Origin of the sequence: Flavobacterium sp. YO64, assembly GCF_004119505.1 — a bacterium.
In the GTDB taxonomy this organism is placed as follows: domain Bacteria; phylum Bacteroidota; class Bacteroidia; order Flavobacteriales; family Flavobacteriaceae; genus Flavobacterium; species Flavobacterium oncorhynchi.
In genome coordinates, this window is the sequence record NZ_NRQV01000009.1 from 73,090 (window position 1) to 89,375 (window position 16,286).

At 31.9% G+C, this 16,286-nt stretch carries 14 protein-coding genes; 6 read left to right on the top strand and 8 right to left on the bottom strand.

Going from position 1 to position 16,286, the window contains the following annotated elements:
* The first annotated feature begins 10 nt into the window (after nucleotides 1–10).
* The 4 genes from BOW57_RS08370 (at nucleotide 11) to BOW57_RS08385 (ending at nucleotide 5,172) form a co-directional block, all read left to right on the top strand.
* Entirely contained in the window at nucleotides 11–1,285 is a 1,275-nt protein-coding gene (locus BOW57_RS08370; RefSeq protein ID WP_129053745.1) for a histidine-type phosphatase, read from the top strand.
* A gap of 241 nt (nucleotides 1,286–1,526) precedes the next feature.
* The gene (locus tag BOW57_RS08375; RefSeq protein WP_241687417.1) at nucleotides 1,527–2,171 is read left to right on the top strand and encodes a GNAT family N-acetyltransferase; all 645 of its coding nucleotides are present in this window, start codon (nucleotides 1,527–1,529) and stop codon (nucleotides 2,169–2,171) included.
* Between the two features lie 290 nt (nucleotides 2,172–2,461).
* Nucleotides 2,462–4,501, top strand: coding sequence for a site-specific recombinase (locus BOW57_RS08380; protein ID WP_129053746.1), 2,040 nt, complete (start codon nucleotides 2,462–2,464; stop codon nucleotides 4,499–4,501).
* Between the two features lie 212 nt (nucleotides 4,502–4,713).
* Nucleotides 4,714–5,172 (top strand): RNA methyltransferase, encoded by a 459-nt coding sequence (locus BOW57_RS08385; protein ID WP_129053747.1) that lies wholly within the window; start codon nucleotides 4,714–4,716, stop codon nucleotides 5,170–5,172.
* Between the two features lie 24 nt (nucleotides 5,173–5,196).
* Here BOW57_RS08385 and BOW57_RS08390 read toward each other — a convergent pair whose 3' ends face one another.
* Nucleotides 5,197–5,556: a hypothetical protein gene (locus BOW57_RS08390; RefSeq protein WP_129053748.1), complete on the bottom strand. Its 360-nt coding sequence runs from the start codon at nucleotides 5,554–5,556 to the stop codon at nucleotides 5,197–5,199.
* Complete coding sequence (gene mnmE, locus BOW57_RS08395; RefSeq protein WP_129053749.1) at nucleotides 5,557–6,957, bottom strand: tRNA uridine-5-carboxymethylaminomethyl(34) synthesis GTPase MnmE; 1,401 nt, start codon at nucleotides 6,955–6,957, stop codon at nucleotides 5,557–5,559.
* 184 nt (nucleotides 6,958–7,141) lie between these two features.
* On the opposite strand from mnmE, the gene BOW57_RS08400 reads away from it, so the two are divergent.
* On the top strand, nucleotides 7,142–7,975 hold the full coding sequence (locus tag BOW57_RS08400; RefSeq protein ID WP_089055838.1) for a universal stress protein: 834 nt from the start codon (nucleotides 7,142–7,144) through the stop codon (nucleotides 7,973–7,975).
* A gap of 67 nt (nucleotides 7,976–8,042) precedes the next feature.
* Nucleotides 8,043–9,815: a DNA mismatch repair protein gene (locus BOW57_RS08405; protein WP_129053750.1), complete on the top strand. Its 1,773-nt coding sequence runs from the start codon at nucleotides 8,043–8,045 to the stop codon at nucleotides 9,813–9,815.
* Between the two features lie 119 nt (nucleotides 9,816–9,934).
* Here the strand turns inward: BOW57_RS08405 and BOW57_RS08410 are convergent, their stop codons facing one another.
* From BOW57_RS08410 to BOW57_RS08435, 6 genes are all read right to left on the bottom strand, one after another.
* Nucleotides 9,935–10,564 (bottom strand): DsbA family oxidoreductase, encoded by a 630-nt coding sequence (locus tag BOW57_RS08410; RefSeq protein ID WP_129053751.1) that lies wholly within the window; start codon nucleotides 10,562–10,564, stop codon nucleotides 9,935–9,937.
* Nucleotides 10,565–10,914: 350 nt separating this feature from the next.
* A complete protein-coding gene (dnaN, locus tag BOW57_RS08415) occupies nucleotides 10,915–12,033 on the bottom strand; it encodes a DNA polymerase III subunit beta (protein ID WP_089055834.1) in 1,119 nt (372 codons plus the stop codon).
* A 107-nt stretch (nucleotides 12,034–12,140) separates the two neighbouring features.
* The gene (gene gldG / locus BOW57_RS08420; RefSeq protein ID WP_129053752.1) at nucleotides 12,141–13,826 is read right to left on the bottom strand and encodes a gliding motility-associated ABC transporter substrate-binding protein GldG; all 1,686 of its coding nucleotides are present in this window, start codon (nucleotides 13,824–13,826) and stop codon (nucleotides 12,141–12,143) included.
* On the bottom strand, nucleotides 13,826–14,551 hold the full coding sequence (gene gldF / locus BOW57_RS08425) for a gliding motility-associated ABC transporter permease subunit GldF (protein WP_129053753.1): 726 nt from the start codon (nucleotides 14,549–14,551) through the stop codon (nucleotides 13,826–13,828). Before gldF ends, gldG begins: the two co-directional genes overlap by 1 nt.
* 62 nt (nucleotides 14,552–14,613) lie before the next feature.
* Nucleotides 14,614–15,291 (bottom strand): YggS family pyridoxal phosphate-dependent enzyme, encoded by a 678-nt coding sequence (locus tag BOW57_RS08430; RefSeq protein WP_129053754.1) that lies wholly within the window; start codon nucleotides 15,289–15,291, stop codon nucleotides 14,614–14,616.
* A 12-nt stretch (nucleotides 15,292–15,303) separates the two neighbouring features.
* Nucleotides 15,304–16,191: a 3-hydroxyacyl-CoA dehydrogenase family protein gene (locus BOW57_RS08435; RefSeq protein WP_089055830.1), complete on the bottom strand. Its 888-nt coding sequence runs from the start codon at nucleotides 16,189–16,191 to the stop codon at nucleotides 15,304–15,306.
* Nucleotides 16,192–16,286: the final 95 nt, after the last annotated feature.

The window sequence follows — 16,286 nt, forward strand, 5'->3', positions numbered from 1 at the left end:
CGAAATCAAAATGAGAAAAACTACTTTATCATTATTATTTACGCTGATTAATCTATCTTTTGTTTTAGCTCAAACAACCCCGCAGGAATTATTTGATACTCCGGAAAAAACTGCAGGGGTATATTATGCTTATCCAGCAAAAGATATTGTGCCGCTTACGCCGGTTCCAAAAGGATATGAAGCATTTTATATTAGTCATTTTGGGCGCCACGGCTCTCGTTATTTAATAAGTGATAATGATTATAAAGAGGTTATTAATTTATTTGAAGATGCTGATAAAAATGGATCTTTATCCGATTTAGGTAAAGATGCTTTGAAGCGTTTACAGCAGCTTTGGACTGAAGTCGAATTTAGAGGAGGTGATCTTTCTCCGTTAGGACAAAGAGAGCAGAGAGGTATAGCGGAACGTATGTATGCAAATTATCCTAAAGTATTTACAAAAGATGCTCAAGTAGAGGCAAGCGCCACATCGGTATTGCGAGTTGCATTAAGTATGGATGCTTTTTGCGAACGAATAAAAGAGTTTAATCCAGACTTACAGATTACTCGAAATGCTGGTGTAAAATGGCAGCAATATTTGAATTATCATACAAAAGAAGCGATTGCTTTTAGAGCTGCTAAAAATACTTGGAAGGAAGATTTTCTAAAATTTGAAGCCGCTCATACCCAGCCAGATCGTTTAATGAAATCCTTATTTTCTAACAACGATTATATCCTCAAGAAAGTGAATTCAAATGATCTTATGAATAAGTTATTTGCGATCGCAGGAGGAATGCAAAATACCGAAACAAAGTTGTCATTTTATGATTTGTTCGAAAAACAAGAACTGTTTGATTTATGGCAGACCAGTAATTATCGTATATATGTAAATGATGCAAACGCAGCACTTAATAATGGAATTATGTTTGAAAATCAAAAACCTACACTGAAAAATATCCTTGAAAATGCCAACAAGATAATTGCATCAAAAGGAAAAGGTGCGACGCTGCGTTTTGCACATGATGGCAATATAATTCCGTTGGCAATGCTGCTTCATTTAGACGGAAGTTACAATAGCATTTCAGATTCGAGTAAATTTTACGAAGCTTGGAGCAGTTTTAAAATTGCGCCTATGGCAGGAAACATACAAATTGTATTTTTCAGAAAACGAAAATCAGATGATATTCTTGTGAAATTTCTTTTGCATGAAAAAGAAATATTGGTTCCAACTATTCAAACAGATAAAGCGCCTTATTATCATTGGAAAGATGTAAAAAAGTATTATGAGAGTTTACTTTCGACTTAAAAAACAAAAAATGATGAGATTTTTAATCTCATCATTTTTTGTTTACTGCAATATCAAAATGATATAATCGTATCATTTTGATAGTACTCTCACTTATTTAGAAAGATCTTAGTATCGGTGTAAACTGAACAAAGACAGCATGTAACACGTTCAAAAGAGTTGTAACGTCAGAATTGGTATATGTTTTGGAAATATTATTTTGTATCAGCATTATTAATTAAATCAATAAGCTAAATAAAATATGAAAACCCAACAATCTGTTTTAGATTTTTTAGACAAAGGCTTTTTGCTTTCTGTACCAGAGATTTTATCAATCCATAATCAAGAGACAGAAGAATCACCAAATTTTACAATCGAAATTGCTAATGTCAACCATGTATTTTGGTCAAATGAAATTTGCAATACTACGTTGTCATCAGCTTTAGCTAGGGGAACAGGAATTTCGGGGCGTTCTCCAGAATTACTGGAAGAAAAAATGAAAAAAGGTGAAGCTGTTATTGCTTTTGCATCAGATGGAACGTGGGCTGGTTTTTCGTTTATTTCTAATTGGAATAATGGGGAGTATGTTTCTAATTCGGGATTGATAGTGGCGCCGCAATTTAGGCATACGGGTTTGGCAAAAAAAATTAAACAAAAAATTTTCTGGCTCAGCCGTCAAAAATATCCTGAAGCTAAAATATTTAGTCTGACTACAGGATTGGCTGTAATGAAAATGAACCATGAACTTGGTTTTGAACCCGTCACTTATTCTGAATTAACTACTGATGATGCTTTCTGGGAGAATTGCAAATCTTGTGTTAATTGCTCAATTTTATTGAGTAAAGATCGAAAAAATTGTTTGTGTACAGCTATGCTTTATAATCCAAAACAAGACAGTATATCTTAAGTGTTAAATGTATACATTCTTTACTAAGAGTGTTTTAGGTGTTGAATTTTAGGTTTTATTCTATAATAATTAGTTAATTGTAATACTTCGTCTGTACGTTTCGTTCGGACGATTTTTTTTTATTTAAACACATGAAAACGTTGATTTTATGGCTAAATAAAATCTCGTGAAAAATACTTTAAGATAAAATTTAAAAAGACTATAATTCTTAAACAGTATATTGCAATACTAAACAAGCTTTCTTTCTATATACCATATAAGAGAATTTGCTGTAATAAAATTTGATTAGAATGAAATTGAGGAGAAAAAGAAAAATGACATTGAAATACTATTTTGAAAAAAACTTTAGTAACAATTTAACAGTAGAATCTTATAGCGAAAATGTAGAATTGCTGGTGAAATTAGTGAATTTAATTCGCCCTAAAAGTCCTAAGAAAGCAGTTGTTGTAGATCTGTCAGAGTTAATTAACCTGCTTCGAGAAAATCAAAATTACCGCAACGGATTGATGATTTGCATCAATGCACATCTAGAAAAAAAGAAGTTTAATAAAATTCTTTCAGATGCAGGTATTCTTCAAGATGCCAATTTCTTTTTTGAAGTACGAAAAAGGATTTTTGCTAAACTAATTCCGGAACAGCCAGAAAAAGATACCTTACAATTTATTTTAAATCAGATATTCTTTGTCAATACAGACCCAATATGGATTAAAAAAGTACCTAAAAAACAAGTATTCGAATTATTTTCATTGTTGCAATTTCGTTCTATTTATGAATTGAAAGAAGATAATGAATCATTTAATGAGCTAATTTTTGCAATGGAGGTGATTACCTATCGTATTTGCGGATCAGCAATGGAAACTGATGTAATACGAATGGTTCCAGAGTATGAAAATCTCGAAAGTCCCTTTATAGCTTTTCAACGAGAATTATTACTGATGAATGAAAGACTAATCGAATCTTCTGAAAAACCAATAAATGAGGATGATTTAGGCTACAAACAGTTAATTATTTTGCACAAGCAATGCGTTGATTATATTGAAACTGCATTTAAAAACAGTAATAAATTTGGAATTTCATTACATGTAAATCAAAGTCTTTTAAGAATCCGTCAGCAGCTTGAGCGTTTGAAATCGCTTTTACCAATTTTAATACAAGGTAATGAGGAAGAGGCTACAAGAAATACAATTTCGCTGTCGTATAAACTCATTAAATACAATTGTGACAAAAACAATATTCGAAAATTGGTCAATGAAAGTACTCAGCTTTTATCTTATGAAATTACCCAGCATACGGCCGATACAGGCGAACATTATATAACCAACGATCGTAAGGAATATTACAAAATGTTCTTTTCGGCAGCTGGAGGTGGTTTTATAGTTGGAATTTTATGTATTATCAAACTCTTGTTAGGAAAGGTTGAAACCAGTGGATTTGGTCATATTTTTTTATATAGTATGAATTATTCGATTGGATTCATCATTATATATATTCTCGGCTTTACGCTTGCGACAAAACAGCCGGCAATGACTGCTTCAGCTTTAGTTAGAGCTTTGCAAGAAGGATTTAAGCAGAAAATACAAGACAAAAAAAACTACAAGTATAAAGAGTTTGCCATATTTTTTGCGCGAGTGTTTCGTTCACAGTTCATAGCTTTTGTGGGGAATGTGATTATTGCCTTTCCAGTTTCATTATTCGGAATCTGGGCTATCGATCAAATATTTCATTATAATATTGCCAAGGAAAAATGGCCGACTTTAATTTACGATTTAAATCCTATTTATTCAGCAGCAATATTTCATGCGGCTATAGCAGGTGTATTTTTATTCCTATCTGGAATTATTGCCGGTAGTATTGCCAATCGCGATAAGCATAACCATATTTATTATCGTATTCAAGAGCATCCTTTATTAAAGTTGAGTTTAGGTAAAAAATGGACAAAGAAGCTGGCATCATTATATGAAAACAAATGGGCAGGAATTGTTTCTAATTTTTGGTTTGGTGTTTTTATGGGAAGTACCGTTTTCATAGGGATATTCTTTGGGTTAAATATTGATATCAGACATATAACTTTTGCAAGTGGAAATTTTGCAATGGCATTATATGGCGCCGACTTTTATCTTACGCAAGAAATATTTTTGTGGTCTATTTTAGGTATCGGGCTTATTGGTTTAGTTAATTTTATGGTAAGTTTCAGTTTATCACTAGGACTTGCATTTCGTTCTCGAAATATTCCTCTTTTAGAACTTAGACAAGTCGCGCGAGCTATCTTTAGATATTTTTTAAATAAACCTTCGCATTTCTTTTTCCCGCCAAAAAAGAGTACACCATAAAGACCTTTTTAGCGGCATCTTTTTAGGAATTAAACAGCAAGAGTATTAAAATGATACTTGCAACCCGAAAAAGGAGAAGTAAAATAATAAATGTTTTTTTAAGTACATTATAAAAAGGCGCTAGTTTCATTAGAAATTTGCGCCTTTTATAATATTTGCTGTATCTCAATAAAAAATTGATTTATACTTAGACAGTTTGTATTTTTGCAACTATGAATGATAATTTTACAAACGAATACTTTGGAATAGGAATACAGAATGGTAAAACACCCGAAAACTTAGGTGTTTTGTGGCGATCAGCTCAAAACTTGGGTGCTACTTTTATATTTACCATAGGGAATCGATATGCCAAACAAGCATGTGATACTCACGATGCCGTAAAAGCGATTCCTTATTTTCATTACGATACTTTTGAAGCTTTCCTTGAAAACCTGCCTAAAGGAGCGCGATTAGTAGGTGTTGAACTAAACGAAAGAGCTTCTGATTTAGAAACTTACGAACATCCAAGACGTTGTGTATATTTATTGGGCGCAGAAGATCACGGTCTATCCAAAAAAGTAATGGAAAAATGCCACCATTTAGTAAAATTCAAATCAGTAAAAAGTTTAAATGTAGCCGTAGCAGGAACTATTGTTATGTACGATAGAAATTTACCTAAACCGCGTTCATAAAACGATAATTTCTTATTCTTTGTACTAGTTTAGCTTTTCAATACTTTTTATCCTCAAACAGTGTTCAGCACCTAAGTAGAGCGGATTCCCGTGTTTTTCAGACCAAAATCCATCCAAAACATCTTTGGTTAGGCATCGATAGACAGCAACTCCTTTGTAAGTTTTGTTGTCTTCACCTTTGTAGCTGAAATTGATTACCAGAATATTGTCCTTAAAGAAACCAGAACCTTTTTGTTCTTGTGAATTATTAATAAGCCATTTGGCTTTAATTCGGTTATTTTTATCTAAAGACAAACTCAAAACACCTTTATAGGTAATTTCATGGTTTTCGTCTTGATTCTTTCCAGAAATAGAGTAATCACCGACTAAATCTTGTATTGTCATTTATTTCCCGATACAAAAGTTAGCAAAAATATTTCCTAGCAATTCATCATTAGAAACCTGACCAGTAATCAATCCAAATTGGTACAAAGCTTCACGAATATCAAGTGCTATAAGGTCACTTGAAAGATTAGTTTCAAGACCGTATTTTACTTTTTGAATCTCATCTAAAGCTTTAAGTAAAGAATCATAATGTCTTGTATTTGTAACTATAGTTTCATTGTTACGAAGAGTGCCAGTATTTACAAAAGAAAGTAATTCATTCTTTAAATCGTCAACACCAATTTTCTCTTTAGCTGATATCAATAAAAGTTTTGCATTTAAATTTTCAAGCTTACTTGTAATGTTTGAAACTTCGTCAGCAGACAATATATCTCTTTTATTTACGACAATTACTAAAGGTTTCAGCGGGTATTTATTCTTGATTTGTTCAATTTCAGAAACAAACTCAGAACTTGAAACTTGGAACTTTAAACCGTCAAACAAATAAATCACAACCTGAGCCTGATCAATTTTTTCAAAAGTTTTTTTGATTCCAATACTTTCAACAACATCTTTAGTTTCACGAATTCCCGCGGTGTCTATAAAGCGAAAACCGATACCGCCAATCACCAATTCGTCTTCTATAGTATCGCGAGTTGTTCCTGCAATGTCTGAAACAATTGCACGTTCTTCATTTAATAAAGCATTCAATAAAGTCGATTTTCCTACATTCGGTTCACCGACAATTGCAACTGGAATTCCATTTTTAATTACATTTCCAACAGCAAACGAATCAATTAAACGTTTTAAAACAAATTCAATTCGGTTCAGTAACTCATGGAATTGCGTTCTATCAGCAAACTCAACATCCTCTTCAGCAAAATCTAATTCAAGCTCAATTAAAGAAGCAAAATTTAAAAGTTCCTCTCTTAGTTTCGCAATTTCATTACTAAATCCGCCGCGCATTTGTTGCATGGCGATTTGGTGCGAAGCCTCATTATCTGATGAAATCAAATCGGCTACAGCTTCTGCTTGCGATAAATCAAGTTTTCCATTCAAGAAAGCTCTTAAAGTAAATTCTCCCGCATCAGCCATTCTGCAGCCTTTTCGCAATAATAACTGAATAATCTGCTGTTGAATATAAGTAGAGCCGTGACAAGAAATTTCAATAGTATCTTCGCCTGTGTAAGAATTGGGACCTTTAAAAACAGATATCAAAACTTCGTCAAGTGTTTTTTCATTATCTATAATATGCCCTAAATGCAAAGTATGTGTTTTTTGCTTCGTTAAGTCTTTATTTTTAATGGATTTAAAAACAGAATTACCAATTGTAATGGCTTCAGCACCCGAAATACGAATTATTGCAATAGCGCCCGCTCCAGATGGAGTAGCCAATGCAACTATAGAATCTTGATTTATCATAGTGCAAAGGTATAAAAAAAGGAGAAATCATTAAAAGAGCTTAGTGATTCAATTATGGCTGAGAATAACTCTTTTTATTTATCCTATTAAGAAATTATTAAGTGTTAAATTCCTGATAATTATCAGGTCTTTTTGTTTTTATAATGTTTAAATTTGAGTAACAAACCTATAAAACTCAAATAAAATGAAAAAGATATTATTTCCTACGGATTTTTCTGAAGCAGCAACAAATGCGTTTGTACACGCTTTAGAATTTGCTAAGATTGTCAAAGCCGAGCTTGTTTTGCTTCATACATTTGAGATTCCGGTTTACGACAGTCAGTTTTTTCCAGAGAATTATGCTTCGATTTATAGTTCGATAGAATTGGCAAAGTTTGAAATGTTTAAAGATGAAATTCCGAAGCTTCGTGCTATTGCGGCAGAACGAAAATTAGAAGATATTGTTATCAAACACCGTTTAATGGATGGCGATTTGATTTATAATCTTAAAAATGCAGTAGAAGAAGATCAGATAGATTTTGTAATAATGGGAACAAGCGGAGCTTCAGACTGGACAAAATTCTTTACAGGATCAAATACTAATTCTGTAATTTCAGGAGTTGATGTGCCGGTTTTGTGTGTTCCAGCTGATGCTAAATTTAAGAAAATCAAAACAATTGGTTTTACAACCCGCTATCGCGAAAAAGATAAAGAAGTACTTAGAAAAATATTAAAAATTGCTAAGAAAACAGATGCAAAAGTAAAAAGCTTGTATGTAAGATCATCTGATACCGATGTTGATGATGCGACTATTAAAGAATGGGATAAAGAATTTGCAGCTGAGAATGTAGAATTTTTAGTACTGCCAAGCGACGAAATAAAAGAAACTATTCTTGATTTTATTCTTTATAAAGACATTGATATTCTGACAACTATCACGCATAAGAGATCTTTTTTTGAGTCGATTTTTGAATCAAGTTTTAGTAAAAAAATCACCAAAGAAGTTTCTATACCTGTTTTGATCATGCATGAAAAATGAATTCACTCTTAAACGCAAGCTTTTTGTAAGTGTAAAACCTATATTTGTATTTCATTAAAATATAAAGATGGAATTATATAAAAATAAAGTTGAACACTTTACAAAAGTTTTTAATAAAATCAATAAAAGATACAACAGCATCAGTGTTTTAAGACTGTTAAGCGTATTTCTATGCTTGTTTATGTTGTTTTATTACATCAAAACAAATCAATTATTTTATGTTGGTTTTGCTTTTTTATCTTTTGTTGGTTTTCTTATTTTAATGAGAATCCATTCTAAATTATCAATTGAAAAGGAACTCACAAAAGCAATATTAAAAATCAATGAAAATGAAATCGCGTTTTTAAAAAGGGAAAAACTTCCTTTTGAAAACGGAAATGAATTCAATGATTTCCATCATCCTTATGCGTACGATTTAGATATTTTTGGAGAGCATTCGTTATTTCAAAACTTAAACCGAACCGCTACTTTTATTGGCAAGAAAACGTTAGCAGAAAAATTATTAATTCTGTTTCCTAATGAAGCAATTCTTGAAAATCAAGAGGCAATTGATGAATTAAATAAAAAGATCGATTGGCGTCAGGAATTTCATGCTTTAGCAATCGTCAGCAACGATTCTAAAAGTTCTTATGAATCATTACTTCATTGGAATTCATTTAAAAATAATACTTTACCTAAAGTTTTAATTGCACTTTCAATTATTCTTCCAACTCTTTTTTTTGGTTTTTTGATCGCTTATATTATTACATCTAAAACCATTTTATTGTCCTATTTGACCTATGTTTTTATATTCAACATGATGGTCATGGGAAAATCTTTCAAGCGAATTCATTCAGAAATTGCCAAGGCTGATAACGTTGATAAAATCATAAAACAATATAGTTTATTAGTTGAAAAAATAGAAAAAGAAACTTTTGAATCAAAGAAGCTAATCGATTTGCAGAAACAGTTGGTTTTTAAAAATGCAACTGCAAGCAAGCATCTAAAACAATTATCTGAATTGTTTTCAAGAATGGATACAATAAATAATTTAGTGACTGCAATTGTTTTTAACGGTACCTTTTTGTTTAATCTTCATGTTTTGAGATCACTTTTAAAATGGAAAGAAAATTATTCAGAAGAACTTGAAAAATGGATTTCGATTATTGGAGAATTTGAAGCTTTGAACAGCTTAGCAAATTTAGCACATAATAATCCTGACTTTGTGTATCCTGAAATTAATACAGAATACAAAATAGGTTTCGAAAATTTAAGCCATCCATTATTAAATCCGATAAGCAGAGTAGGGAATGACACACACTTTTATCCTGAATCATTTATGATTTTAACAGGGTCAAATATGTCTGGAAAAAGTACTTTTTTAAGAAGCTTAGGAATTAATATGGTTCTTGGCGGAATTGGTTCAGTTGTTTGTGCTTCAAAGGCAAATATTCATCCACTTCCAGTTTTGGTTTCAATGCGATTGTCTGATTCTTTAGCAGACAGCGAATCGTACTTTTTTGCTGAAATTAAGCGACTAAAACAAATTATGGACGCTTTAGAAGACCGTCCTGCATTTGTACTGCTCGATGAAATTTTAAGAGGTACAAACTCTGATGATAAACGAAATGGAACTATTGAGGTAGTTAAGAAAGTAATCGCAAAAAAAGCAATTGGTGCAATTGCAACACATGATATTGAGGTTTGTTTAACTACAAATGAATATCCAGAGATTCTAACAAATCAATGTTTTGAAGTCGAGATTAAAAATAACGAACTTCATTTTGATTATAAGCTTCGTGCTGGAATCTGCAAAAATAAAAGCGCTACTTTTTTAATGCAGAAAATGGGAGTTATTTAAATTTAAATTTTAGAATGTAGATTTTAGATTTTGCTGCTCTGAGCGAAGTCGAAGAGTGCAACGTTACCATATGAGAAATAATCTAAAATCTACATTCTAAAATCAAAAATCTAAAATCATTATTTAAGTCCTTCTTTAATCGTTTGAACAAAAGCTTCAACCGGCTGTGCGCCAGAAACAGCATATTTTCGATCAAAAACAAAAAACGGAACTCCTTGTACGCCAATTTGGTTGGCTTCATGTATGTCAGAATGAACATCGTTTAAATAAAGATTTTCATTTTCAACAACTTCTTTAACTTCATCTGAGTTTAAACCTGCTTTTGTTCCTAATTCAATTAGAGTTTGAGCATCATTTAAATCTCGTCCTTCTGTAAAATAAGCCTTGAAGAAAATTTCTTCCATTTTATCGCCAAGACTATTCTTTTTTGCCAAATGAATAATTCTATGCGCTGTTAAAGAGTTTGAGATAATTGCTTTATCAAAATGATAATCTAAGCCAACACTTTTTGCACGCTCTACGACACCTTTATGCATTTCTATAGATTGTTCTACAGAAATACCTTTTCGTTCCGCTAGAAATGTGTAAACATCTTTACCTGATTGTGGTTCAATTGTTGGATCAAGCTGAAAGCTTTTCCATTCAATTTCAATTTCATCATTAGGAAACTGTTCTAAAGCCGTTTCCAATTGCCTTTTCCCGATATAACAAAACGGACACATGATGTCCGACCAAATTTCTATTTTCATATTACAAAAATAAGAAATATTTTTTTTAAGTTTCGGGTTTTAAGTTAAGTATGAAATTTAACCGCAAAGCGCGGAAAGATTTACGCAAAGGATCGCTAAGTTTTTTACAAAGCTTTGCGAACTTTGCGTTCAAGAAAATTTTGCGTGCTTTACGGTTAAATCAATACAATCTAGTAAAGTGAAATTTGAATAGAAAATATTCCAAAACTAAAAAACCGCAGCTCTCAAAAAGAACTGCGGTTTCTAGGTATAAAAAATGGTTGGTTAATAGCGATATTATTTTTTTTTACAATGATATGGCTTTAATTTGAAATTAAAAAAAATCCTTGTAACAAAAAGAAGTTTTGATGTTAACTATTTAACATTACAGGCATTACCAACATAGTAACAGTTTCTCCTTCTTCTAAACCATCAACTGGAGTAAGGATTCCTGCTCTGTTAGGTAATGACATTTCTAACATAATCATGTCTGATTGTAAGTTAGTAAGCATTTCAGTTAAAAAACGCGAGTTAAAACCAATTTGAAGATCATCTCCTTGATAATCACAAGTTAATCTCTCTTCAGCTTTATTTGAGTAATCTATATCTTCTGCAGAAACATTTAACTCAGCTCCAGCAATTTTTAAACGAATTTGGTGCGTCGTTTTATTTGAGAAAATCGCAACACGCTTAACAGAGCTTAAAAATAATGAACGATCGATCATTAATTTGTTTGGATTCTCTTTTGGAATTACCGCTTCGTAATTAGGGTATTTTCCATCAATTAAACGACATGTTAAAATATAATTATCAAATGAGAAAGTTGCATTTGAATCGTTGTATTCAATTTTTACTTCAGCGTCAGAAGCTCCTAAAATACTCTTTAAAATGTTTAAAGGTTTCTTAGGCATAATAAAATCTGCAACTTGAGATGCTTTTACATCAGTACGTGCATATTTTACAAGTTTGTGAGCATCTGTAGCAACAAAAGTTAATCCTTCTGGTGAAAACTGGAAGAAAACTCCAGACATTACCGGACGTAAATCATCGTTTCCAGCAGCAAAAATAGTTTTACTTACAGCAGTTGCTAGAACATCAGCAGGAACTAAAGTTACTGAAGGCTCTTCAAGATTTACAGATTTAGGAAATTCTTCTCCTGCAGCATATGCTAAAGCATATTTTCCTGAGTTAGAGCTGATCTCAACCGTATTGTTATCTTCAACTGTAAAAGTTAAAGGCTGTTCAGGAAATGTTTTTAAAATTTCAAGTAAAAGTTTTGCAGGAACTGCAACACTTCCTTTACTTGTAGAATCGATTGTTAATGTAGCTGACATTGTCGTTTCAAGATCTGATGCCGAAACTGTCAACTCATTATTGTCTAGTTCAAATAAAAAGTTATCTAAAATAGGAAGCGTATTATTGCTGTTAATAACACTGCCTAGAACTTGTAATTGTTTTAATAAGTACGAACTCGATACTATAAATTTCATCGTCTTTTGTTTTATTTTTTGGAGTATTCTTTAGTATTTATATTCTAAAGATACAGATTACAAATATATCGTAAACATTCTTAGTTTTCCAATTTTTTTATCAACATCTATTTGCTGTATTTTCTTTTTCTTATAAATGTAAATATAAGTCCAAAAACCAGTAAAATTAGAATTGGAAGTCCGATAGTTATGAATTGTGTTGTGGTATAATTTTCATAAACTTTTTCTTTATCTAATAAAGGCAGTTCAACATCTTTGCTTCTAATGTTAATAAGTCCAGTATCGTCTAGGAGATAGTTAATACAATTCATCATAAAATCTTTATTGTCGTAAAGATTTCCAGTTCTTTGATCATAACCCAGTTCAACGGGCATCATGTTTTTGTCTAATTGGTTTCTTGCTAAATCTCCATCAGAAATAACAATCATTTTGGTTGGTTTTCCTTTCGGCTGAAACGAATCATCTTTGAATGGTAAAACACGATTTTCAAAAGCGGAATGGAAATTTCCTTCTAATAAAACAGATAAGTTTAAGTATCCTTTATTGATATAATCTTGCGGGGATGTTTTTTCAGCAACAACGTTCAGATTAACTTCAGCTGGAGAACCAATTTGTCTTGAATATTGAGAAGATTGCAATAAAATAGTCTTTTTAATTCCGTTCTTCAAAGTATCAATAGGATTTGCAAAGTCGAACTTAATACCTCCCAAATGTTTTACAATTGGATGCTCGGAGTTAGGGCGAACAAGTGGAGCAAATTTCCAGATAAAATCTTGGTACTGTGTTGCACTTCCTTGTTCTCCTGTTGCCAGTTTTATTGGACTTCCTTGCTCATCTTTTACTAAATCAGGATTAATTCTAAATCCGTATTTAAAGAACATATCATTTAAATTCAGATCTCTTGGATAAGCTAAAATAGCGCCGGATTGATTGTATAAACTATCCATATCTGCAGCGACCTGATCGATAAGCCATATCGTTTTACCTCCGTTCATGATAAACTGATCTAAAACCTGTTTTTCTTCATCAGAAAACCTTTCAGTTGGTTTTGAGATTATCGCTAAATCATATTTTTTAAGAGCTGCTAATGTTCCGTTTGGATCTTTAGCAACAGAGTCTAAAGTAAAAGGACCAATGTAATAGCTTTCTTTAATTTGTCTTAGTAATTTGCCAATATGAATTTCAGATAATTCGCCGTTTCCTTTAATAATGGCTACTTTTTTCTGTCTGTCTTTAGTGATTTTATTAATTGCATCTGCAATTGAATATTCTAAATGCTGAATAGAACCAATTACTTTTTGAGTAGTTGATGCTCCCATTATATTTTTTAATAAAGGAATGTTGACTTCTTTATTATTGTAAACTGCAATTGCCCAAGGAAAAACCATTGCTTGAGATTGTTTTCCTTTGTCATCAACAGTAATGTTTATTGGTGTAAGTCCTTTTTGATATAGCGATTTTACAACATCCATGCTTTCTTCTCCGTTTTCCATTGGATTAACAAATTCAAAAACAATATTGTTGTTGTACGCTTGAAATTCTTCTAGTAATTGTTTGGTTTCTTGTTGTAAACGACGAAAATCTGCAGGAAGATCTCCCTGCATATAAATTTTAATAGATAATGGGTTTTTAACCTGTTTTACAATTTGTAAAGAGGTTTCAGATAAAGTGTATCTTTTGTCTTTAGTTAAATCGAAACGGTGAAAAAATAAGCTTCCGAGAACATTTAAAACAATTAAAACAAAAATTGTAATGCCTAACGCTTTGAGGTTTTTTTGAGTATATGGCTTCATTACGCTTTAAATGATTTTAATTGGTAAACGGTAAAGGATAAAAATAGTATTGTAATGCTTAAAAAATAAATAACATCACGGGTATCAATAACACCTCGACTTATACTTTTAAAATGATCCTGCATACCAAATGCTGCAATGATGCTCGAAGAACCTGGCAGTAATCCTGCTAAACCTTGAAATCCAAAATAGAAGAAAAAACATAAAAAAACGGCAATGATAAATGCAACGATTTGATTTTCTGAAAGGGTAGAAGTAAAGATTCCTATTGCAGAATAAGAAGCAATTAAAAAAAGTAGTCCAAAGTAAGAACCAATTGTGCTTCCCATATCAATATTTCCTTCTGGAGAACCTAAACCTGAAATCACTTTTACGTAAATAAAAGTAGGGATGATTGCCAGAATAATAAGAATTAGAGAACCAAAGAATTTTCCGTTTACAATTTGCCAAATCGATAGCGGTTTAGTTAAGAGTAATTCTAGTGTTCCTTGTTTCTTTTCGTCAGAGAAACTTCTCATTGTAATGGCTGGAATTAAGAAGATTAAAATCCATGGCGTTAAAGTGAAAAATGGAGTCAAATCAGCATAACCAGTATTTAAGATATTATAATCTCCCTCGAAAACCCATAAAAAAAGTCCGTTGCTTATCAGGAAAATGGCAATAACCAAATAGCCGATAGGTGAGCCGAAAAAAGATTTTATTTCTCGTAAAATGATCGATTTCATTTATTTGTGTTTAATTCGTTTGTTTTTCTTAGTTAAGAATTATCGTTTTTTTTAATCTTTTTTTATCTTCCTCCAAAAATACTGCTTCCAATGCGTACCATCGTACTGCCGCATTCGATTGCAAGCTTGTAATCGCCAGACATTCCCATAGAAATTTTTGAAAAATCATCTAATTTAGAGGCGTCGAACAATGTGTTCTTTTTCTCTTGTATCGAATCAAAAATTGATTTCAAATGAGTGAATTCTTTTCTAATTTGGTTTTGATCTTCTGTAAAAGTAGCCATCCCCATCAATCCTAAAATTCGGATATTTTCTAATTCCTTAAATGCTGAAGATGCTAAAAGTTCATGTAATTCATCTTCATCTAAACCAAATTTAGATTCTTCTTCAGCTATATATATTTGAAGAAGACAGTCTATAACTCTATTGTTTTTTAAAGCTTGTTTGTTGATTTCCTGCAATAATTTCAAACTGTCGACACCATGAATCAAACTTACATAAGGTGCCATGAATTTGACTTTATTAGACTGAACATGACCAATCATATGCCATTGAATATCTTTTGGCATTTCTTCCCATTTGCCAGTCATTTCCTGAATTTTGTTTTCTCCAAAAATGCGCTGGCCGGCTTCATAAGCCTGCATCAAATCTGAAACAGGTTTTGTTTTTGAAACGGCAACTAGAGTTACGTGTTCAGGTAAGCTTTCTTTGATTGTGTTTAAATTCGATTGAATCGACATGATAATTCTTTTTTATAAAAACTGCTTAGAGATTTTCTCTGCTTTTTTGCTTTCGCTGTAATCGTAAAAACCTTCACCAGATTTTACTCCTAATTTTCCTGCTCTAACCATATTCACTAATAACGGACAAGGTGCATATTTTGGATTTTTGAAACCTTCGTACATTACATTTAAAATAGCAAGACAAACATCAAGACCAATAAAATCAGCTAATTGAAGCGGTCCCATTGGGTGTCCCATTCCTAATTTCATTACCGTGTCAATTTCATAAACTCCAGCAACTTTATTGTATAACGTTTCGATTGCTTCGTTTAGCATTGGCATTAAAATTCTGTTGGCAACAAAACCAGGATAATCATTTACTTCAACAGGAGTTTTTCCAAGTTTTACAGACAAATCCATGATGATTTTAGTGACTTCATCGCTCGTGTTGTATCCACGAATGATTTCGACTAATTTCATAATCGGCACAGGATTCATAAAATGCATTCCAATAACACGTTCAGGATGTGCTACAACAGAACCAATTTGCGTGATTGAAATAGAAGAAGTGTTCGTTGCTAAAATGGTATTGTGAGAACAAGCTTCGTTTAACTGTTTAAAAATGTTAAGTTTTAATTCTACATTTTCTGTAGCAGCTTCAACAACTAAATCGGCGCCAACAACTCCATCCTTAATATCAGTATAGGTAATAATATTAGTAATGGTCTTTGCAACGTCTTCTTGAGTTATAGAACCTTTAGCAAGCATACGGTCTAAATTGGCCGCAATAGTTGCCATTCCTTTATCTAATGATTTTTCTGAAACATCAATTAGTTTTACAACAAAACCACTTTGTGCAAAAGTATGAGCGATTCCGTTACCCATAGTTCCAGCACCAATTACAGCTATCGTTTTCATTTGAATTTTGATATTATATTTATGATTTTAGCCACGAATTCACTATTTGAAGCAAATTACGTGGCTAATTTAAGTTTTAAAATTTATTTACTATT

Bases quoted from the DNA above. Each gene is read 5' to 3' on its own strand.
- BOW57_RS08385 (WP_129053747.1), top strand. From the start codon at position 4,714: ATGAATGATAATTTTACAAACGAATACTTTGGAATAGGAATACAGAAT.
- BOW57_RS08380 (WP_129053746.1), top strand. From the start codon at position 2,462: ATGAAATTGAGGAGAAAAAGAAAAATGACATTGAAATACTATTTTGAA.
- BOW57_RS08390 (WP_129053748.1), bottom strand. From the start codon at position 5,556: ATGACAATACAAGATTTAGTCGGTGATTACTCTATTTCTGGAAAGAAT.
- BOW57_RS08435 (WP_089055830.1), bottom strand. From the start codon at position 16,191: ATGAAAACGATAGCTGTAATTGGTGCTGGAACTATGGGTAACGGAATC.
- BOW57_RS08375 (WP_241687417.1), top strand. From the start codon at position 1,527: ATGAAAACCCAACAATCTGTTTTAGATTTTTTAGACAAAGGCTTTTTG.
- mnmE (WP_129053749.1), bottom strand. From the start codon at position 6,957: ATGATAAATCAAGATTCTATAGTTGCATTGGCTACTCCATCTGGAGCG.
- BOW57_RS08410 (WP_129053751.1), bottom strand. From the start codon at position 10,564: ATGAAAATAGAAATTTGGTCGGACATCATGTGTCCGTTTTGTTATATC.
- BOW57_RS08370 (WP_129053745.1), top strand. From the start codon at position 11: ATGAGAAAAACTACTTTATCATTATTATTTACGCTGATTAATCTATCT.
- dnaN (WP_089055834.1), bottom strand. From the start codon at position 12,033: ATGAAATTTATAGTATCGAGTTCGTACTTATTAAAACAATTACAAGTT.
- BOW57_RS08400 (WP_089055838.1), top strand. From the start codon at position 7,142: ATGAAAAAGATATTATTTCCTACGGATTTTTCTGAAGCAGCAACAAAT.
- BOW57_RS08405 (WP_129053750.1), top strand. From the start codon at position 8,043: ATGGAATTATATAAAAATAAAGTTGAACACTTTACAAAAGTTTTTAAT.
- gldF (WP_129053753.1), bottom strand. From the start codon at position 14,551: ATGAAATCGATCATTTTACGAGAAATAAAATCTTTTTTCGGCTCACCT.
- BOW57_RS08430 (WP_129053754.1), bottom strand. From the start codon at position 15,291: ATGTCGATTCAATCGAATTTAAACACAATCAAAGAAAGCTTACCTGAA.
- gldG (WP_129053752.1), bottom strand. From the start codon at position 13,826: ATGAAGCCATATACTCAAAAAAACCTCAAAGCGTTAGGCATTACAATT.